The organism is Alteraurantiacibacter lauratis, assembly GCF_037154155.1.
GTDB lineage: Bacteria > Pseudomonadota > Alphaproteobacteria > Sphingomonadales > Sphingomonadaceae > Alteraurantiacibacter > Alteraurantiacibacter lauratis.
Genome location: NZ_JBANRN010000013.1, coordinates 44,549 through 64,157 on the forward strand (window position 1 = coordinate 44,549; position 19,609 = coordinate 64,157).

Genomic DNA, 19,609 nt, shown 5'->3' on the forward strand with positions numbered 1-19,609 from the left:
TTGCGCAAATTGGGTTTGATCGGCGGGATGAGCTGGATTGCCACCGCCGCCTATTACGAACAGATCAACGCCGCCTGGCAAAAGGAACGCGGCGCCCCGTCCAGCGCGCCGATGCTGATCGAAAATCTCGATTTTGCGGGCCTTGCCGGGCTGGAAAGTGACGCGGACTGGGCGCGTGCTGCCGATTGCCTCACCGCATCGGCACAGCGGCTGGAAACGGCGGGGGTAGGGCTGCTGCTGATCGCTGCCAATTCGATGCACCGCGTATATGATGCGGTGGCGGCCAGCGTCTCGATCCCCGTGCTGCATATCGCCGATTGTGTGGGACGGGATATGGCGTTGGCGGGCGTGAACAAGGCGGCTGTCGTTGCCACGCACAATGTCGCCTTTGGCAGCTTTTACCGCCGCCGGTTGGTGGGCCACGGCATCGACCTGCTGCCGCCCGATCCGGAAGTGACGGCCGAGATCGACAAGATCGTTTACGAGGAACTGGTGGCCGGGCGCGTGACGCGCGATGCCGAACGGGCGCTGAGAACCATCATCACCAGCAAGGCGCAGCAGGGGGCCGAGGCGATCGTGCTGGGCGCGACCGAACTTGAACGGGTGGTGGATGTGGATGCCAATGTCCTGCCGATCTATTCGAGCACGCGCATTCATGCCGCCCATGCGGTGCGCTGGTTGCTGGGCGCGGTGTAAGCGGGCGTTCGCATCCTGTTCCCGTTGCCAGCCTGGGGATGGGGCTATAGCGCGTCGGCCATGTTCAGCCCTTTTGCCAAGGCCCCCTATGCCGCCGATCCTGCTGCCACGCGCGGGCGCGAATTTGCGCAAGGGGCCGAAGGTGCGCGCGGGCCCCGCAGCGCGTTCCAGCGCGACCGTGACCGGATCATCCATTCGATCGCCTTTCGCAGGCTGGCGGGCAAGGCGCAGGTCTTTGTCGCGCCCGATGGCGACCATTACCGCGTCCGCCTGACGCACAGTTTGGAGGTGGCGCAGATCGGGCGGGTCATCGCCCGCTCGCTGGGGCTGGACGAGGACCTGACCGAGGCGCTGTGCCTGGCGCATGATATCGGCCATCCGCCTTTCGGCCATTCGGGCGAAGATGCGCTGGCCGCCGCGCTCGCCCCTTATGGCGGGTGGGACCATAACGAACATTGCCTGCGCGTGCTGATGCGGCTGGAACGGCCCTATTGCGACATGGCTGGCCTGAACCTGAGCTGGGAAGTGTTGGAAGGTCTGGCGAAGCATAACGGCCCGGTCGTCTCCCCCGGCTGGGCGCTGGCGGAACTGGACGCGGCCTTTCCGCTCGATCTGGCCAGCCACGCCTCGCTGGAGGCGCAAGTGGCCGCGCTGGCGGACGATATCGCCTATGATAATCACGACATCGACGACGGGGTGCGCGCCGGGTTTCTGAGGATCGAGGACCTTATGGAACTCGATTTCCTGCGCGACCAATGGGATGCGGTGTGCGCCCGCCATCCCGGCGCACCGGCCAGCCTGCTCTTGCGCGAACTGGTGCGCGACCAGATTGGCGCGATGGTCAACGACCTGCTCGAAACCACGCAGACCAATCTGGAGGGCATTGCCTCGGTGGAGGATGTGCGGCAGGCAGGCCGCGCGCTGGTAGCTTTCTCGCCCGAATGGGCAGCGCGGGAGCGGCGGCTGAAAGCGTTCCTCTACGAACGGCTGTATTACCATCCCGAACAGCTGCGCACCGCGCGTGTCGCCAATCAGGTGATCGCCCGGCTTTACGCGGCGTTTGATGAAAACCCCGCCTTGATGAACCCCGGCTGGCATGAAGGCCTGCCCGAAGATCCCCCCGGCCGTGCGCGGCACATTGCCGATTTTCTCGCTGGCATGACGGATCGCTATGCCATGGATTGCTACCGCCGCATATTTGGCGAGGTGCCGGAAGGGCTTTCCAATGTGTGATGTGACCAATGTCTGATCCTGCGCGCATCCTTGTGCTGGGGGTATCGGGCCTTGTGGGACAGCAGGTGCTCTCCGCCGCGATGGGACACCGGGATGTGCGGCTCGTTGGGCTGGCGCGGCGCGAGGTTCTCTTGCCGCAGGGGGCGCGGATGGAACTGCATCTCGCCCCGGTTGAAGGCTGGGGGCAGGAAATTGCCGCCATCGCGCCCGATGCCGTGATCTGTGCGCTGGGCACCACCATCGCCAAGCAGGGTGGTGACAAGGCCGCCTTTGCCGCGATCGACCGCGATCTGGTGCTGGCAAGCGCGGCGCAGGCGAAAGCCGCTGGCGCGCGCGGCTTTGCGGTTGTCTCCTCGGTCGGCGCGGATATGGGCGCCAAGGCGTTCTATCTGCGCGTGAAGGGCGAGATGGAGGCGGGGCTGGCGAAGCTCGACTTTGCCCGGCTCGATATCTTCCGCCCCGGTCTGCTGCGCGGCAAAAGGGTGGACGATGCCCGTCCGCTGGAAGCGCTGGGCGCGGCGCTTGCCCCGCTGGCCGATCTGGCCATGCACGGGGAACGCCGTAAATACCGTTCGATCCGTGGGGCAGATGTGGCGATGGCGGCGCTGCAATGCGCCCGCGAAAAGGCGCCGGGCCGCTTCGTCCACCACCACGACGAAATCCTGCGCCTTTCCGCCCGCTGGCAACGCGGCTAGAGCCGGCAGGAGGGGGCCGGGGACATGGCAAAACTGATCGAACGGGCGACAAGCCTGTTTGCCATCTGGACCGTGCTGGGCGTTGGCTGGGCATGGATGGCGCCTGCGCATTTCACCTGGGTCACGCAGACATCGGTGGCAGGGCAGGGGCTGGTCAGCGTGCTGCTGGGCCTCATCATGCTGGGCATGGGTTTGACGCTGAGCCTTGCCGATTTCGCGCGTGTCGTGAAAATGCCGAAAGGTATCGCGGCGGGGATGGCGCTGCAATTCACCGTTATGCCGCTGGCGGGCCTGTCCTTTGCGATGCTGTTCGGGCTGGAACAGGGGCTGGCTGTCGGTCTGGTGCTGGTGGCCTGTTGCCCCGGCGGCACGGCCAGCAATGTCGTGACCTATCTGGCGCGCGCCAACCTTGCCCTGTCGGTCAGCATGACGATGTGTTCCACGCTGCTGGCCATCTTGCTCACCCCGATTCTGACCGATTGGCTGGGCGGGGTGTTTATCCAGATCGACCGGTGGAGCCTGCTGCGCCAGATGGTCGCCATCGTGCTGGTGCCGGTGGTGGCCGGTGTCGCACTCAATACCCTGCTGCCATCAGTCACGCGCAGGATCGCGGTGGTATCGCCGCTGCTGTCGGTCTTTGCCATCGTGTTGATCGTGGGCGGGATTGTCGGCAATTCGAAAGAGTTGATCGAGGCGCATGTCGGCCGGCTGCTGCTGGCGATCTTCCTGTTGCACGCCACCGGTTTTGCGCTCGGCCTGTGGCTCCCGCGCCTGATGGGTTTTGCCCGCGCTGATGCGCGCACGATCAGCATCGAGGTGGGGATGCAGAACAGCGGGCTGGGCGCCAGCCTGGCGAGCGCGCCCAGTTTCGCCGCGCAGTTCACCAATCCGATGCAGGCGGCGCTGGCCCCGGTTCCCAGTGCCATTTCCTCGGTTTATCACGTGGTGATCGGGTCGATCCTGGCCGGGATATGGAGCCGCGAAAAGGCAGAGAAGCTATGAACTGGGAGTGGATTTTCGGTGCGGCCAACCTGCTGGCGCTCATCTGTTGGGCGGCGTTGATCCTCGCCCCGCGCGGCGAGATTTCGCGCGCAGCACTTTTCTATGGCGGGGTGGGGCTGCTGTGTCTTGCCTATGCCGTGCTGCTGCTGGCGCTGCTAACCGGCGCGGTTGACGGGGCGAGCGGCGCGGATTTCACCAGCATTGAAGGCGTGCGCAGCATCTTTGCCAGCGATGCGGGGGTGACTGTGGGGTGGATTCATTATCTGGCGCTCGATCTGTTTGCAGGCATGTGGATCGCCCGCGATGCCGATGCGAAGGGCTTTGCGCGGCTGTGGCAGGCGCTGGTGCTGCTGCTCACCTTTCTTGCCGGGCCGCTGGGCCTTCTGATCTGGCTGGTCATCCGCGAACCCGCCGCGCGCCGCGCCAATCCGCGTTCAGGCATACGCAGCGGAGGCCGCCGGTGAAGCAGGAAGCCCCCGCCGCCGCGCGCAACCGCGAGCCTATCGCCGATGTGCTGGCAGGCGAACTGCCCGCCAGCGGCACCGTGCTGGAAATTGCCAGCGGAACGGGCGAGCATGTGATTCATTTCGCCGCGCGATTGCCGCATCTGTTCTGGCAACCGAGCGATCCCGATGCCGATGCGCGTGCGTCCATCGCCGCATGGACCGCTGAGGCGGGCCTGCGCAATATAGCGCCGCCGCTGGCGCTGGATGCTGCATCGCCCGAATGGCCGGTTCAAGCCGCTGACGCCATAGTGTGCATCAACATGGTGCATATCAGTCCGCTTGCCGCCAGCGAGGGTTTGCTGCGGCAAGCGGGCCGCATCCTGCCTCAAGGTGCGCCGCTGATCTTTTACGGCCCATGGCTGGAGGACGGCGTGGAAACGGCGGAATCCAACCTCGCTTTCGATGCCAGCCTCAAGAGCCGCAATCCCGCATGGGGTCTGCGCACCACCGCGTGGATGGACGAACTGGCAAGCGGCAACGGCTTTGGACGGACACGGCGCGTGGCCATGCCCGCCAACAACATCATGCTGGTTTACCGCAAGCGCTGAAGCGCCCGCCCGTCAGATAGCTTCGTCCACAGTATTTGCCGCCGATTGCAAATCGGCCCCAGCACCCCGCACCGTATTGCAGGCAGTGGCTGTCAGCGCCAGAATCCCTGCGGCGAAGGTCAATGCGATTTTGCGTGCCATAGTTTCGGTCCCTTTCTCAATACTGGTCAGCTAAACGGACAGCCCGGCATCAGGTTCCGGCGGTGCCGCGTTGATCGGTAAAGGGTGCGCGCCGAACTACCCGTTCGCGCCAGGCGATGATGATGCCCGCCGCAATCACCAATGGCGCGCCGAACAGCGTGGTGATCGGCGGCAGCACCGCGAACAGCAGCCAGCCGAACAACGTGGCCCAGACAATCGCCGAATAATCCATCACGATTACGCTCGACACCTTGCCGTAGCGAAGCGCCGCGGTGATCATCAACTGGCCCCACGTGCCCGCAAGTCCGGTGCCCAGCAGGATCAGCCAATCCAGCGGCGCGTGCGCCTTTGCCACGAACAGCATGAAGGGCAGCGAGCAGACCGAGCTCATCATCGCGAACCAGAACACGATCGCCATGGGGTTTTCGGTGCGCGACAGGTCGCGGATCTGGATCGAGATGAGCGCGATCATGAAAGCGCCCGCCATCGCCACTGCCGCGCCGAAAAGGGGGATATGCCCGTCACCCGGCTGTGCGATCACCAGAATGCCGGCAAATCCCGCCAACACCGCGCCCCAGCGCCAGATGCCGACCTTTTCCTTCAGGAACACGATCGACAGGATCACCGCCCAGATCGGCGCCGAGAAGTTGATCGTCGTCGCTTCGGCCAGCGGCAGCAGGATCACAGCGCCGAAGTTGAAGACCATGCCGATCATGCCGTACACGCCGCGCATGGCGTGGTCGCGCGGGCGTTTGGTGGCGAGCAGCCTCAGCCTCTCGCGGCCCACGCCCTGTCCGGCAAACCACGCCCAGACAAGCAGGATGGGCACGGTAATGAACTGCCGCCAGAAGATGATCTCGGCCAGATGGATGCCGCGCGTGGACGCCAGCTTGATCAGCGCCGCCATTATCGAAAGGCCCATCACGCCCCCCAGCCTGATGGCAAGCGCCAGCAGCGGACGGTCATGGCGGGCAGAAGTCATGCCTTCCCCATAGAGGGCGGGCGGCATTGTTCAAGCAGTTGCCGATCCGCAAAACCGCGCACATATGCGCGATCAATGCTTAACCTGCCCGCCTTCATCCTTTTCGCCAGCGAGGCGACCGAAGTGGGCCTGTGGGCAGGCGGGTTCCTGCTGCTGGCGGTCATCGCCCTGCTGGCCGATTGGCGGCGCGCACGGCGCAAGGACATCGACCGCGTAGGTTGCGTACCGTGGACGCTGGTCTTCCTTGCCAGCGCCACGATTGGTGCAGGCCTGTTGCTGGTGGCGATAAAGGGCTGGTTAGGGGGGTAGAGGCCCCCGTTACAGGCAGGCTTCCAGATAGGCCTGATCAAAACCGAACTGGCGCGCCTTTTCCAGCGTGTAGGGGCGCAGGCCCGTGCTGCGGAATTCGCCGATGATCTTGCCGTCCTCGCTCTCGTCCAGATATTCGAACTTGAACAATTCCTGCGTCACGATCACATCGCCTTCCATCCCGATCACCTCGGTGATGTTGGTGGTGCGGCGCGAACCATCCCGCAGGCGCTTCACCTGAACGATCAGGTCGACCGACTCGGCGATCTGGCGGCTGATGGCTTCCTTGGGGATCTTGATGTCGCCCATCAGGATCATGTTTTCCATACGGCCCAGGCACTCGCGCGGGCTGTTGGCGTGCAGCGTACACATCGAACCGTCATGGCCGGTGTTCATCGCGGCCAGCAGGTCGAAACATTCCGCGCCGCGAATTTCGCCCAGAATGATGCGGTCCGGACGCATGCGCAGGGCGTTCTTCACAAGGTCGCCGATGGTGATCGCGCCTTGCCCTTCGAGGTTCGGCGGGCGCGTTTCCAGCGGCAACCAATGCGGCTGTTGCAGGCGAAGTTCGGCTGCGTCCTCGATCGTCAGCACGCGTTCACCCGGATCGATCATCTTCGACAGCGCGTTGAGCATGGTGGTCTTGCCCGAACCCGTGCCGCCTGAAATGACGATGTTCATCCGGCTTGCGCCCGCGATCTTGAGCGCGGTGCACATCTTCTCGCTCATCGAACCGAAGTTCTTGAGCATGTCGAGCGTGATGGGCTTTTCGGAAAACTTACGAATCGAAATCGCGGTGCCGCGCAATGAGAGCGGCGGCACGATCACGTTGACGCGGCTGCCGTCCTTGAGGCGGGCGTCGGCCAGCGGCGTGGTCTGGTCGACGCGGCGGCCCACCTGGTTCACGATGCGCTGGGCAATCTGGAACAGGTGGCTTTCGTCGCGGAACTTGATCGGCGCGATCTGCAGCTTGCCCTTCTTTTCGACATAGGTCTGTTCGGGACCGTTGACCATGATGTCGGAAATGTCGGGATCGTTGAGCAGCTCCTCCAACGGGCCGAAGCCCAGCAGTTCGTCGATCAGCACCTTTTCCAGCGCGAATTGCTCGCGCCGGTTGAGGGTGATCTTCAATTCCGCCAGCACTTCCATGATGATGGGGCGAAATTCTTCGGAAAGCTCTTCCTTCGAAAGCGTGGCTGCCGCTTCGGGATCAACGCGTTCGAGCAGGCGCGGCAGCACCTGTTCCTTGATCTTGTGCACCGATGCTTCAAAGCCTTGCGGCCCTTCGTCCGCTGCATGCACGGCATTGGCGCGATCGGCCAGTCGGCTCATCGCGTCGTCGCGCAGGCTGGCGCCGCCAAGCACTTCGGGATCAAGGCTTTCACCCGGAAGGGGCGGGAATTGCTCACCGCCGATCGGGGCAGAAACAGGAGGGGCAACCGCGCCACTGCGCATCGGCTTGGCCACGCCGAAGGCAGGGCGCGCGCCCTGCTGTCCGAGTGTCCCATTCCTGCGTCCAAAAGCGCTCATGCCCAGCCCCTGAGAGTTGCCATCATCATCCGGACTTCGCCGCAATCTTGCGAAGGCCTCGTCTCGAAAAAGGGTGAATAGATGGGAAACCTTATTATTTTCCTAAATCTGGTGCGCCGGGACAGGGCTGTGGGCGGGCCGGAATTGGCCGCTGACAAGCGCTGCGGGCTTTGCCACAAGCGGGCAATGCCGCGTCCAATTGTCGTTTTCGGTGCCTATGATACGCGCAAGCCGCGTGTGCGCCTCTTGCTTGCGGCCTTGCGCCGGAGCGGGCGCCTCGCGGAGGATATCCTGATCCCCGGCTGGGAGGGTGTCGCGCAGACCAATATTCCGTCCAAGGCAAACGTGGCGATTGTCGTGGTGCGGCTGCTGCTCGGCCTTCCGGGTGCGTTATGGCGGCTGTGGCGTAGTCCTCGCAATGCGGCGATCCTGCTGCCCTATCCGGGCTTTGCGGAAATGTTCCTGATTGCGCCGCTCGCGCGGATGATGCGACGTCCGCTGGTTTTTGATGCTTTCCTGCCCCTTCATGACATGATCGTTGCGGATCGCGGCATGGTCAAAACTCCCATTGCCGCCCGCGCAATTTGGCTGTTCGAGCGGCAAGTGCTCCGTTTGGCCGACGTGATTCTGGTCGATACCGATTGCCATGGCGATTATTTCGCCGCCGAGTTCGGACTGCCGCGCGACCGGATGGTCACCGTGCTAGTGGGGGCAGAGCCGCAATTTGCGCCCGATCAGGTGCAGGAGGATGCGGCTGATCTGCTCGGGCCACCAGGTGGCCCGCCGATCGTGCTGTTCTACGGGCAATTGATCCCGCTACACGGGCTTGAGACGATTCTGTCCGCCGCGCACCTCTCATCGAGGCTGAACGCGCGGTGGGTCATCATCGGGCGCGGCCAGATGGAAGCCCATTTACGGGACTGGCTGGAGACGAATGACGAGGCAAGGATCGACTGGATACCATGGGTCGATTACGCAAGGCTTCCAGCCGTCATCGCGCGGGCGCGGCTCTGCCTGGGTGTTTTCGGAATGTCGGACAAGGCGGGCCGCGTAATCCCCAACAAGCTGTTCCAGCAATTGGCGATGGGCAAACCGGTCATCACGCGCTCCAGTCCCGCTGTCGACACGCTCGCGCAAACATATCCGCAGGCAGTGATCACCGTGCCGCCCGGTAATCCGCAAGCCCTGGCCAATGCGGTGGCGCAGGAACTGGCCTCACCCGGCCAGCCAGAGCCCTTGCCTGCCAAAGTTCTTGCCGGCCTCACGCCTGATCGGGGTATCCGCCAGTTGGGTGCTCTGCTGGACGACTGGTCACCGCGCCGGCGATAACCGCGCCGAGGATATCAATCAGCGTCACAATAACGCGGGCCATCAGCGCCACGGCGCTCGCTTCGGCAAGCGGCATGGCTGTGGCAAGGCCTGCAATCAACGCGCCTTCGCGCACGACAAGTCCGGCTGGTGCGACGAACGCCACAAAACCCGCCACCCATGCAAACGCATAGGCACCAATGGCAAGAGCGAGGGACACATGCCCTGAATCTTCACCGCCAAATGCCAAGGCAAGTGCCCAGATCATGGCCCCGGCGCATATCCAGCCGGCAGTGGCGAGAGCTGTCGCAAGAAGGAGGCTGCGTCGGTCAACGATGGGCAAGCGAGCGCGGAGCAGCGGCCATATCCGGTGGAAGATTGCCAGCCCAAGCACGCTTGCAGTAAATGCGGCCCCGATCCACCAGGTTGGCAATCCCAATTGCTCGGCCGCTTGCGGGATCAGCAGCAGTGCCAGAACCGCGCCTGAACCGAGGCCGATTATCAATGCCAGCAAAAAACTGCCGACGATTGCCGCCCGCGGCAACCCGGCCGTGCGGGCAAGGTCTGCAGCGGCAACGAAGTTCCAGATTCCGCCGGGGAGATATTTGCCCAGCTGCGACAGCAGAAAAAGGCGTGCAGCGGCGGATATCGGAAACCTGTCTGATCCGATCGGTACGACACAGCGCCATGACCAAGCGGCCAGGACCAGATTCGCGCAAGCGGCAAGCAAGGCAAAGCCCAGAAGAAGGAAGTCGGCCCGTTCCAGTGCGCGTAAAATCGCCGCCCCCTCTTTGGCAACAAGCCAGCCAGCCGCCGCAATCGAGAGGACCAGAAAGGCGGTTTGCGCCAAGGATCGGGGCCGAGATTTGTGCATCAGGTTCAGCTTGCCCGGTCAGCCCGGCTTGCGTGCCCTTGCGACCAGCCCGACACCGCGATTGGGAAACAGCCGTTGGAGCCATACCAAGGGGCGCGCAGCGAGAGCGATCAGGTCGTTCATCCAGTCCTTGCCGGGCTGCAGCAGACGGCCTGATCCTGCCGTGCGCTCGACAATATCCAACATATGCGCTCCAGCCGCCAGACTGCGTTTGGCAAGCGCGTTGCGGATCGCTTCGAGGACATGTCCGGCGGGAAATCCGTAAAGTTCTACCGTGATGTCCGTGAAGCCTGCCTCGTGCAGCAGGGCTTCCATTTGCGCCGGATCATAGCGGCGGAAATGCCCGGCGAGTTCATCCAGTTCAGCAAAGCGTTCCTGCCAAGCCGGCACGCTCAGCACCAATTGGCCGCCCGGTTTCAGCTTGGCTCTCCATTCGGTCAACGCCGCCTGATCATCCGCGATGTGCTCAAGCACTTCGAACGCGCAGATCGTATCGAACCTCTCGTCTGGATCGAGTTCAAAGCTCATGCAGTTATGCACTTCACCAAGGCCTGCCAGATTCGCCTTTGCCAATGCAAACGATGTCTTATCCGGCTCCACCGCCACCAAATGTGACGCCCGCCGCGCAATTCGCGCAGCCACTGTTCCCCGTCCGCACCCGATTTCCAGTACGCGGCCAGGGTCGGCAGGAAGCAGCCGCTGAACCACGTCCCAGCGCAGGCTGGCATTTGCGGTCAGCGGGGGCAGTGGGCGCGATGGGCTTGTTTCATGGGCTCGGTCGAATTGCGGGTCGACGGCTGCGCCAGCTTCGAGCCTTTGAGGAAGTTCTGTGCACATCGTCAAAATCCCATGAAATAGGGTTCGGCCGGGGCCGCCTGTGCCGGCTGCGCAAGCCTGTCGCCCCAGACCAGTCGGGCGGCGGCATCGGGTGCAGCCATGCGGTGCATCCCGCGTTCCAGCGTAAGGACGCTGCCCGACTGGTAGGTCATTCCGTTCACGATCACGCCTGCATCGCCGTGCACGGTGTAGGGGCCGGGAACGCGCACCAGCACCGTCTGCTCCCCGCTTCCTGCAGGAAGGTCAAAGCCCGCGATCCACAGCGGCCCCCAGAAGGGGATGTAGGTCTCGCGCAAGGCGGCAAGGTCCTGCGGCAGCAATCCGTTCACATCCTCACGCGTGCGCAGCGCCTGCGTGAACAGCGGATCATTCTCCACCACCAATGGCACCACCTGCCGTTCCATCGTGGCGGTCATGCTGGGAAATTCGCCGCGCAGATAGCGGTGGACGCCCCAAGGAGTCATGAATGGATTGGCCTTGCGGAATTGCCCCAGCATCGCGCTGCTGTCGAAATAGGAAACCGGCTCGCCAAATATCTGGCTGGCGGTGGCGATGATTTCGCGCTGCTTGCCGATGGGGCTCTCGCCTTCGCGCCACAGCAACATCGCGGCCAGCAGCACGAAGGTGGCCGCAAGGGGTTTTACATCATAGCGGCGCATGACGGCCGGCATGATGGCCGCCAGCGATACCGCTACGGGGGCCAGCATGAATACGTGAAAATAGGGCGCGGTGTTGTGGTAGAAGCCGAGCGTGGTCAGCGGCAGCCAGAAGCCGGCCAACGCGGCGCGTTCGGCTGCGGGACGCTTGGCCAGCGCAATGGCAAAGGGGCAGGCAAGCGCCAGCAGCGTCATCACGGGGGAAAAGATCGCCCCTTTCAGATTGTGCAGCAGATAAAGATGTTCGGTCAGGCTGAACATTTTCTCGCCTGAGGCGCGCACAAGGTCGCCTGCACCACTGCCGGGGGCTTCGACGATCGTGCTGGTGTGCCACAGATACACGGCAGCAAAGGTGATGGCTGCAGCCAACACCATGATCGCCAGTCGGCCCAGCGCGGCGCGCGTGCGACCGTTCTCGTTCCAGCGCAGCCAGAACACGCCGGCAAAGACCGGCGCATAAAGAACCGACTTGATGGTAATCATGGCGGCAAGTCCACCCAATACGCCCGCCAGCACCATCCAGCGCGCCGTGGCCGGGCGGCAGACCAGCACCCAAAGGCTGCCCATCAGCAGCGCGGTTGCCTGCGGATCATACCGGAACGAAGTGCCGTGCTGAAACACGAAGATGCTGGAAAGATAGGCAAGGGCGCAAAGAAGGCCGGTGTTCCTGTCGCTGAACCGCCCGGCAATGGCGGCAATGCACGCCAGCACCACCACTTCGCAGCCCAGCATGAACAGGCGGATCAGCACGATATGATCCACCGGGTTTCCGGGAAGGCCCGGCACCCACATGAAAAAGCGGGTGAAGAAGGTTTGCAAGGGCTGGTCGAGCTGGCCCTGCGCGGCCAGTACCGTCAGGTTATAGTGCCAGAATTCGTCCCAATTGATCGCCCGGTGCAGGACCAGCGGCAGTTGCAGCGCCAGAACGAGCACCAGCGCGGCAGGGAGCAGCCAGCGCTCTGCCGCAAGGGGCGAGGGGCGCGGAGATGCTGATCGGGCCGTTGCGCCCGCATCCATTGCTGGGGCCGGCAGGGACGTCATGCCGCTTCCCGGTCATCCAGCTTGGATTTTGGAGCCATTTGTACAGGGCCGCTGTTATCGCGCAGGGCAGCCACGTCCTGCTCCAGCCGCCGGATATGGGCCAGCGCCGCCTCCAGCAGCTTGCGGTTCGCGCCGATCAATTCGGCCAGCACGCCCAGCAACCCGGTCAACACACCCATCACCAGAAAAGCGCCGCCCAGAACCAGCGATTGAATATGCCCGTCGCCCTGGCCAAGCGCATACAGGACAAGGAAGCGCGCCATCGGAACAAGGCCGATCACCGCCATGACCGCACCGATCAAGGCAAAGGTGCGCAGCGGATTATAAGTTGCATAGGCGCGCGCCATCGTCATCAACTGACGAGCGATGAATTGCGGGATCGATGTGAACAGCCGGCTGGGCCGCTCGGTCGCATTGGTGCGGATTGGCACGCTCACGATCTTGAAGCGCTTGCGGCCCGCCTGGATCAGCATATCGGTGGTGTAGCTGAATTCGGTCGTGATCGTGATGCGCTGTGCCGCCGCCCGGCTGATGGCGCGAAAGCCGCTGACGGCATCGGTCACTTCGGTGCCTGACAGATTGCGCACAACCGCGCTTCCCAGCCTTTGCAGCCGCCGTTTGATGAACCCGAAATGTTCGTTGCGGCCAACGCCCCGGTCGCCGATCACAAGGTCGGCCTCGTTCGCCAGAATCGGGGCCACCAGCTTGCCGATATCCTCGCCAGCATATTGCCCATCGGCATCGGTGTTGACGATGATGTCTGCACCTGCGGCAAGCGCGGCATCAAGACCGGTCTGGAACGAGGCGGCCAGCCCGCGATTGCGGCGATGGCGAATGACATGATGCGCGCCGAACCGCCGGGCAACTTCCGCCGTGTTATCGGTGCTGCCATCGTCGATGATAAGGATTTCGATCGTGTCGATGCCGGGGATGATCCGCGGCAGGGCAACCAGCGTGTCCGGAAGGCTATCCGCTTCGTTCAGGCAAGGTATCTGGATGATCAGCTTGGTCATGTGGCCCCGTTCGTCGTCCCGCTCTGTAAATCGCCGAAACGCCCGCGTTCCGCCCGTCTCCGCAGAACTACCGGTTCATAGTTAACTGCGGGTAAAAGCCCTGTGGCTTCCTTCGTGCCGATTGCCCGCATCCCGCCGCTGTTCTAGGCGGGGGCCTGGGAGAGGACGATACCGACCATGCCACATCATTCTGACCGTGCCGGCCTGCTCTATGCGTTGGCGGGCTTCTGCACGCTTTCCGTTGGCGATGCGATCATCAAGGGCATGGCGGGGGAGTGGCCCGCAACCGCGATGGCGACCACGCGCTACCTCATGGGCACATTATTGCTGGCCGCTCTGGTGCTGCGGCATCAGGGCACAGCCGGCCTCCTCTTGCCGCGCGACGGTTTGCAGTGGCTGCGCGGGCTGGCGATCAGCACTTCGGCGGTCGGGATGTTCCTGGCGGTGTGGATCATGCCGCTGGCGGAGGCGACGACGATTGCCTTTACCCAGCCGGTCATCACCGCGTTGCTGGCGCTGGTGTTCCTGAAAGAACGCGCGCATGCCAGCACTTGGATTGCCACCGCGCTGGCTTTCATCGGCGTTGCAATTGTGCTGCGTCCCAATTTCGAGACCATTGGCTGGGGGGCGCTGCTGCCGCTGCTTTCGGCCACTGGCATGGCGGTGGTGATCATCGCCAACCGCGCCGCCGCGGGAAAGGCCAGCGTATTGGCGATGCAATATTACATGTCGGTCACCGCGCTGATCGTGCTGGCCTTCGCGACGCTGGCCGGACATTTCAGCGGAGTGGAAGGCTTTGTGCTGACCTTGCCGCACTGGAGCGTGGTGGCGCGCTGCGCCTTCATCGGCCTGTCGGCCACCTTGGCGCAGTATCTCATCTTCATGGGAACGGTGCGCGCGGGAGCTGGCACCGTGGCGCCCATGACATACGGCCAATTGCTGATGGCGGTTGCGCTGGGCTGGGTGTTCTTTGGCGATGCGCCTGATGCCATCGCGCTATTGGGCGCAAGCATCATCATCGCGGCAGGTCTTTTCCTGTGGCAGGCAGGCCGTCGCCGCGACCGGGCGCGCAAAGAGGCCGCCTCGGCGGCACAGGAGCAATTCGGGGCTTGAAGGTGCCCAGCACGCTTCATCGCGAACCTTCCGAGGCGCGGTGTTGGCTCTGCGACAGACCGCTGGGCCATGCGGTGCAGTGGCACCACCCCGTTCCCAAAGCGCGGAAGGGGCGCGATGTCGTGGCGGTGCATCCGATCTGCCACAAGACGATCCACGCGTGCTTTACCAATGCGGAACTGGTGCGCATCGGGGCAGACCGCGCCCGGTTGCTGGCGCGTGAGGACATGGCGCGGTTTGTCGCATGGGTGGCGGGTAAACCACCCGATTTCAACGCGCCGGTGCGGCAAAAGCGCTGATCCTCCAATGCAAAAGGGGCGCCCGTCGGACGCCCCTTTCAGAACTGTGCCAGCAGCCGAAACGCAGGTTGTTTAACCCTCGACCTGCTCCGCCAGCACGGTGAGGCCCGCTTCGCTGACTTCGGCAAAACCGCCGCGAACGGTGATGCTTTCAGGCGCAGCACCCGCCGTCTTGTAAACCTGCACCGCGCCATCGCGGATGGTCGACATGAACGGCGCATGGCCTTCCAGCACGCCAAACTCGCCTTCGGTTCCGGGGACGACTACCATGTAGACATCCTCGGACCGAACCAGCTTGGCCGGGGTGACGAGTTCGAAGTGGAGAGCCATTGTGCTTACGCGTCCTCGGCCAGCTTCTTGGCCTTGGCCACCGCTTCCTCGATCCCGCCGACCATGTAGAAGGCGGCTTCGGGCAGGTGGTCATATTCGCCGTCCACAACTGCCTTGAAGCTCTTCACCGTGTCTTCCAGCTGGACGAACTTGCCGGGAATGCCGGTGAACACTTCGGCCACGTGGAAGGGCTGCGACAGGAAGCGCTGGATCTTGCGCGCGCGGGCCACGGTCAGCTTATCTTCTTCGGAAAGCTCGTCCATGCCCAGGATGGCGATGATATCCTGCAGGCTCTTGTACTTCTGCAGCGTTTCCTGAACGCGGCGGGCGGTTTCGTAATGCTCGGCACCCACGATGCGCGGTTCGAGCACGCGGCTGGTCGAATCCAGCGGGTCCACCGCCGGGTAGATGCCCAGTTCCGAAATCGCGCGGCTGAGCGTGGTGGTCGCGTCCAGGTGCGCGAACGAGGTGGCAGGAGCCGGGTCGGTCAAGTCGTCCGCAGGCACATAGATCGCCTGCACCGAGGTGATCGAGCCCTTCGTGGTGGAGGTGATGCGTTCCTGCAGGGCGCCCATGTCGGTCGCCAGTGTCGGCTGATAGCCCACCGCCGAAGGAATACGGCCCAGCAGCGCCGACACTTCCGAGCCGGCTTGGGTGAAGCGGAAGATATTGTCCACGAAGAAGAGCACATCCTGCCCTTCCTGATCGCGGAAATATTCCGCCATGGTCAGGCCCGACAGCGCCACGCGGGCACGCGCGCCCGGCGGTTCGTTCATCTGGCCGAACACCAGTGCCACCTTGGAGCCTTCCGAAGTCGGGTTGCCTTCGGCATCCTTGGCGATAACGCCCGCGTCGAGGAATTCGTGGTAGAGGTCGTTGCCTTCGCGGGTGCGTTCACCCACGCCGGCGAACACCGACACGCCGCCGTGACCCTTGGCGATGTTGTTGATCAGTTCCTGGATCAGCACGGTCTTGCCCACGCCGGCGCCGCCGAACAGGCCGATCTTGCCGCCCTTGGCATAGGGAGCGAGCAGGTCGATCACCTTGATGCCGGTGACCAGGATGCTGGCTTCGGTCGACTGGTCGACGAATTCCGGGGCCTTGGCGTGGATCGGTGCGGTCTGTTCCGCGCCGATGGGGCCGCGCTCGTCAATCGGCTGGCCCACCACGTTCATGATGCGGCCCAGCGTCTTGGGGCCGACCGGCACCGAGATCTGCGCGCCGGTGTTGATCACTTCCTGCCCGCGGGTGAGGCCATCGGTGCCGTCCATGGCGATGGTGCGCACGGTATTTTCACCGAGGTGCTGCGCCACTTCGAGCACCAGCGTGGTGTCGCCGTTGCGGGTTTCCAGCGCGGTGAGAATGGGGGGCAGTTCGCCAGGAAAGGTCACGTCGACGACAGCGCCGATGACCTGGCTGATCGTGCCGTTGGTGGACTGGTTGAGAGCGGGGGCGGTGGCCATTTTCGTTTCCCTCGGAGCTTACAGCGCTTCCGCGCCAGCAATGATTTCAATGAGTTCGGTGGTGATCGCGGCCTGGCGGCTGCGATTGTACTGGATGGTCAGCTTGCTGATCAGTTCGCCGGCGTTACGCGTGGCGTTGTCCATCGCGGTCATCGACGCGCCCTGTTCGGAAGCCTCGCGTTCCAGCAGCGCGCCGAAGATCTGCGTCTTGATATACCGCGGCAGCAATTCGGCCAGAATGGCTTCCTCGTCCGGCTCATACTCGACAACCGCATCCGATGCGGCGGCGGTGGCGGGCGCGGGGACGGGGATCAGCTGCTGCGTCACCGGGTCCTGCGCCAGCGCGCTCTTGAACACCGGCGCAATCAGGTGCGCCACATCGAACTTGCCCGCATCGAACATCGCCACCAGTTGATCGGCAATCGCTGCGGCTTCTTCGAAACCGGGCGTGCGCACATGGCTGGTGTCGAAGCCTTCGCCGATGGCATTGGGGAAATCCCGGCGCAGCGGCGCGCGGCCCTTCTTGCCGACCAGGAAGAATTCCACCTCCTTGCCTTCCGCCATCAGGCGGCGCGCCACATTGCGCGCTTCCTTGACGATGTTGGAATTGAGACCGCCGCACAGGCCCTTGTCGGTGTTGACCACCACCAGGAGGTGGCGCTTGTCCGCACCGGTGCCAGCCAGAAGGCGCGGGGCGGAATCGCCGCTGACCTTGCCGGCGAGCGAGGCCATCACCGCCGCCAGCCGCGTGGCATAGGGGCGGCCCGCCTCGGCCGCAGCCTGCGCACGGCGCAGCTTGGCCGCGGCGACCATCTGCTTGGCCTTGGTGATCTTCTGGGTCGATTTGACCGAGTTGATCCGACCTTTAAGTTCTTTCAGCGAGGCCATTTCGGCTCCCTAACAAGGCTCGAAAAGGATCAGGCGAACTGCTTGGCGAAAGCGTCGAGGGCGGCCTTGGTCTTGTCTGCCACTTCGCCTTCGAACTTTTGCGTTTCGCGGATTTCGGCCAGAACGCCGCCATGCTCGTTACGCATGTAGCTGAGCATCGCTGCCTCGTATTCGCCCACGCGGCTTACGGGAATGGCATCGAGATAGCCGTTAGTGCCGGCATAGATCGATACCACCTGCTCTTCGAACGGCATGGGCGAAAACTGCTTTTGCTTCAGCAGCTCGGTCAGGCGCGCGCCGCGATTGAGCAGCTTCTGCGTCGCGGCGTCGAGATCCGAGCCGAACTGCGCGAAGGCCGCCATTTCGCGGTATTGCGCCAGCTCCAGCTTGATGCTGCCCGCCACCTTCTTCATCGCCTTGGTCTGCGCCGCACCGCCCACGCGCGACACCGACAGGCCCACGTTAATGGCCGGGCGGATACCCTGGTAGAACAGGCCGGTTTCAAGGAAGATCTGCCCGTCGGTGATCGAAATCACGTTGGTGGGGATGTAGGCCGACACGTCGCCCGCCTGCGTTTCGATGATCGGCAGCGCGGTCAGCGAACCGGCACCGTTTTCGTCGTTCAGCTTCGCGGCGCGCTCCAGCAGGCGGGAGTGCAGGTAGAACACGTCACCCGGATAGGCTTCGCGGCCCGGCGGGCGGCGCAGCAGCAGCGACATCTGGCGATAGGCCACGGCCTGCTTGGACAGGTCGTCATACACGATCACGGCGTGCATGCCGTTGTCGCGGAAGAATTCGCCCATCGTCGCGCCGGTGTAGGGGGCGAGATATTGCAGCGGTGCGGGTTCCGAAGCGGTTGCGGCGACCACGATCGAATATTCCATCGCGCCGTTTTCTTCGAGCTGGCGCACGATCTGCGCCACGGTTGAACGCTTTTGCCCCACGGCGACATAGATGCAGTACAGCTTCTTGCTTTCGTCAGAGCCGGCGTTGACTTCCTTCTGGTTGATGAAGGTGTCGATCGCCACCGCAGTCTTGCCAGTCTGGCGGTCACCGATGATCAGTTCGCGCTGACCACGGCCAATCGGCACGAGGGCGTCGATCGCCTTGAGGCCCGTCTGCACCGGTTCATGCACCGACTTGCGCGGGATGATGCCCGGCGCCTTCACTTCCACGCGCTCGCGCTTGACATCGACCAGTGGGCCCTTGCCGTCGATCGGATTGCCCAGCGCGTCAACCACGCGGCCCAGCAGGCCCTTACCCACGGGCACGTCCACGATGGTGCCGGTGCGCTTGACCACATCGCCTTCCTTGATTTCGGAGTCCGAACCGAAGATCACGACGCCGACATTGTCGGCTTCGAGGTTCAGGGCCATGCCTTGCACGCCGTTGGAGAATTCCACCATCTCGCCGGCCTGAACCTTGTCCAGACCGTGGATGCGGGCGATGCCGTCACCAACAGACAGCACGGAGCCAACTTCGCTCACCTCGGCCTGGGTGCCGAAATTGGCGATCTGGTCCTTGATGACCTTGGAGATTTCTGCGGCGCGGATTTCCATCATTCAGCCTTTCGACAAATGGGGCGGTCAGGCGTTCTTCATGGCCTGGGCAAGCGAGTTGAGACGGGTGCGGATCGACGAATCGATACGCTTGGAACCAATGGTGACGACAAGCCCGCCCAGAAGGTCGGGATCGACGCGGGCAGCCAGCTTCACCGTGCGCCCTTCGCGGGCGCGCAGGCGGCTTTCCAGCTCGGCAAGCTGGCTGGGATTCAGCGGGTGAGCGCTGGCGACTTCAGCAGCCACTTCGCCGCGCTGGGCAGCGGCAATCGCGGCGAACGCACGGATAATGGCGGGCAGGGCGCCCACGCGGCGGTTTTCGGCCAGCACGCCAAGGAAGTTGGCAGTCAGCGGGGAAAGCGACAAGTGGGCGGCAAGTCCCGCCACCACCTTGGCCATCTGCCCACGGCTGACCTGCGGGTTCTGGATCAGCGCGCGCAGTTCACCTGATTCGGCCAACGCAGCGCTCAGCTTGTCGAGGTCGCCCTCCACAGCCGAAACGCTTCCCGCTTCGCTTGCGAGATCGAACAGGGCGGAGGCGTAACGGCCTGCCAGGCTTGCCTTGATACCGGCGGAAAGCTCCACG

General features: G+C 63.7%; 22 protein-coding genes. 10 read left to right on the forward strand and 12 right to left on the reverse strand.

What is annotated here, in order from left to right:
- Genes WFP39_RS12135 through WFP39_RS12160 form a run of 6 tightly spaced genes read left to right on the forward strand, consistent with a single transcriptional unit; the run spans position 1 to position 4,680 of the window.
- Entirely contained in the window at positions 1–696 is a 696-nt protein-coding gene (locus WFP39_RS12135; protein WP_336919941.1) for an aspartate/glutamate racemase family protein, read from the forward strand.
- Between the two features lie 60 nt (positions 697–756).
- Positions 757–1,929 carry a deoxyguanosinetriphosphate triphosphohydrolase gene (locus WFP39_RS12140; protein WP_336919943.1) on the forward strand — a complete coding sequence of 391 codons (1,173 nt, stop codon included), beginning with the start codon at positions 757–759 and terminating at the stop codon, positions 1,927–1,929.
- An 8-nt stretch (positions 1,930–1,937) separates the two neighbouring features.
- Positions 1,938–2,624 (forward strand): Rossmann-fold NAD(P)-binding domain-containing protein, encoded by a 687-nt coding sequence (locus tag WFP39_RS12145; protein WP_336919945.1) that lies wholly within the window; start codon positions 1,938–1,940, stop codon positions 2,622–2,624.
- 24 nt (positions 2,625–2,648) lie between these two features.
- On the forward strand, positions 2,649–3,626 hold the full coding sequence (locus tag WFP39_RS12150; RefSeq protein ID WP_336919946.1) for a bile acid:sodium symporter family protein: 978 nt from the start codon (positions 2,649–2,651) through the stop codon (positions 3,624–3,626).
- Positions 3,623–4,090 carry an ABA4-like family protein gene (locus tag WFP39_RS12155; protein ID WP_336919947.1) on the forward strand — a complete coding sequence of 156 codons (468 nt, stop codon included), beginning with the start codon at positions 3,623–3,625 and terminating at the stop codon, positions 4,088–4,090. The genes WFP39_RS12150 and WFP39_RS12155 overlap by 4 nt, the downstream gene beginning before the upstream one ends.
- A complete protein-coding gene (locus WFP39_RS12160) occupies positions 4,087–4,680 on the forward strand; it encodes a DUF938 domain-containing protein (protein WP_336919949.1) in 594 nt (197 codons plus the stop codon). The genes WFP39_RS12155 and WFP39_RS12160 overlap by 4 nt, the downstream gene beginning before the upstream one ends.
- Before the next feature lie 12 nt (positions 4,681–4,692).
- Here the strand turns inward: WFP39_RS12160 and WFP39_RS12165 are convergent, their stop codons facing one another.
- Both WFP39_RS12165 and WFP39_RS12170 read right to left on the reverse strand, forming a co-directional pair.
- Positions 4,693–4,821, reverse strand: a complete 129-nt coding sequence (locus tag WFP39_RS12165) for a hypothetical protein (RefSeq protein WP_336919950.1) — start codon at positions 4,819–4,821, stop codon at positions 4,693–4,695.
- A gap of 49 nt (positions 4,822–4,870) precedes the next feature.
- A complete protein-coding gene (locus WFP39_RS12170; protein ID WP_336919952.1) occupies positions 4,871–5,803 on the reverse strand; it encodes a DMT family transporter in 933 nt (310 codons plus the stop codon).
- Positions 5,804–5,878: 75 nt separating this feature from the next.
- On the opposite strand from WFP39_RS12170, the gene WFP39_RS12175 reads away from it, so the two are divergent.
- The gene (locus WFP39_RS12175) at positions 5,879–6,112 is read left to right on the forward strand and encodes a hypothetical protein (RefSeq protein ID WP_336919953.1); all 234 of its coding nucleotides are present in this window, start codon (positions 5,879–5,881) and stop codon (positions 6,110–6,112) included.
- 9 nt (positions 6,113–6,121) lie between these two features.
- On the opposite strand, the gene WFP39_RS12180 is transcribed toward WFP39_RS12175, so the two are convergent.
- A complete protein-coding gene (locus WFP39_RS12180; protein WP_336919954.1) occupies positions 6,122–7,642 on the reverse strand; it encodes a TadA family conjugal transfer-associated ATPase in 1,521 nt (506 codons plus the stop codon).
- Positions 7,643–7,828: 186 nt separating this feature from the next.
- Here WFP39_RS12180 and WFP39_RS12185 point away from each other — a divergent pair, with 186 nt between their 5' ends.
- Positions 7,829–8,971, forward strand: coding sequence for a glycosyltransferase (locus tag WFP39_RS12185; RefSeq protein ID WP_336919955.1), 1,143 nt, complete (start codon positions 7,829–7,831; stop codon positions 8,969–8,971).
- Here the strand turns inward: WFP39_RS12185 and WFP39_RS12190 are convergent.
- From WFP39_RS12190 to WFP39_RS12205, 4 genes are read right to left on the reverse strand one after another with little or no spacing between them, the layout of a single operon-like run.
- Complete coding sequence (locus tag WFP39_RS12190) at positions 8,904–9,800, reverse strand: lysylphosphatidylglycerol synthase domain-containing protein (protein ID WP_336919956.1); 897 nt, start codon at positions 9,798–9,800, stop codon at positions 8,904–8,906. The genes WFP39_RS12185 and WFP39_RS12190 overlap by 68 nt on opposite strands.
- A 42-nt stretch (positions 9,801–9,842) precedes the next feature.
- The gene (locus WFP39_RS12195) at positions 9,843–10,661 is read right to left on the reverse strand and encodes a class I SAM-dependent methyltransferase (RefSeq protein WP_336919957.1); all 819 of its coding nucleotides are present in this window, start codon (positions 10,659–10,661) and stop codon (positions 9,843–9,845) included.
- Between the two features lie 2 nt (positions 10,662–10,663).
- Positions 10,664–12,358, reverse strand: coding sequence for an ArnT family glycosyltransferase (locus tag WFP39_RS12200; RefSeq protein ID WP_336919959.1), 1,695 nt, complete (start codon positions 12,356–12,358; stop codon positions 10,664–10,666).
- A complete protein-coding gene (locus tag WFP39_RS12205) occupies positions 12,355–13,371 on the reverse strand; it encodes a glycosyltransferase family 2 protein (RefSeq protein ID WP_336919960.1) in 1,017 nt (338 codons plus the stop codon). Before WFP39_RS12205 ends, WFP39_RS12200 begins: the two co-directional genes overlap by 4 nt.
- A 177-nt stretch (positions 13,372–13,548) precedes the next feature.
- On the opposite strand from WFP39_RS12205, the gene WFP39_RS12210 reads away from it, so the two are divergent.
- A complete protein-coding gene (locus WFP39_RS12210; protein WP_336919961.1) occupies positions 13,549–14,484 on the forward strand; it encodes a DMT family transporter in 936 nt (311 codons plus the stop codon).
- A gap of 122 nt (positions 14,485–14,606) precedes the next feature.
- The gene (locus tag WFP39_RS15245) at positions 14,607–14,783 is read left to right on the forward strand and encodes a hypothetical protein (protein ID WP_377923266.1); all 177 of its coding nucleotides are present in this window, start codon (positions 14,607–14,609) and stop codon (positions 14,781–14,783) included.
- A gap of 72 nt (positions 14,784–14,855) precedes the next feature.
- Here WFP39_RS15245 and WFP39_RS12220 read toward each other — a convergent pair whose 3' ends face one another.
- From WFP39_RS12220 to WFP39_RS12240, 5 genes are read right to left on the reverse strand one after another with little or no spacing between them, the layout of a single operon-like run.
- The gene (locus WFP39_RS12220) at positions 14,856–15,113 is read right to left on the reverse strand and encodes an ATP synthase F1 subunit epsilon (protein WP_336919962.1); all 258 of its coding nucleotides are present in this window, start codon (positions 15,111–15,113) and stop codon (positions 14,856–14,858) included.
- Between the two features lie 5 nt (positions 15,114–15,118).
- Positions 15,119–16,576, reverse strand: a complete 1,458-nt coding sequence (gene atpD, locus WFP39_RS12225) for a F0F1 ATP synthase subunit beta (protein WP_336919963.1) — start codon at positions 16,574–16,576, stop codon at positions 15,119–15,121.
- Between the two features lie 18 nt (positions 16,577–16,594).
- Positions 16,595–17,464, reverse strand: a complete 870-nt coding sequence (locus tag WFP39_RS12230; RefSeq protein ID WP_336919965.1) for a F0F1 ATP synthase subunit gamma — start codon at positions 17,462–17,464, stop codon at positions 16,595–16,597.
- Positions 17,465–17,493: 29 nt separating this feature from the next.
- The gene (atpA, locus tag WFP39_RS12235; RefSeq protein WP_336920021.1) at positions 17,494–19,023 is read right to left on the reverse strand and encodes a F0F1 ATP synthase subunit alpha; all 1,530 of its coding nucleotides are present in this window, start codon (positions 19,021–19,023) and stop codon (positions 17,494–17,496) included.
- A 27-nt stretch (positions 19,024–19,050) separates the two neighbouring features.
- On the reverse strand, positions 19,051–19,608 hold the full coding sequence (locus tag WFP39_RS12240) for a F0F1 ATP synthase subunit delta (RefSeq protein ID WP_336919966.1): 558 nt from the start codon (positions 19,606–19,608) through the stop codon (positions 19,051–19,053).
- Position 19,609 lies beyond the last annotated feature (1 nt).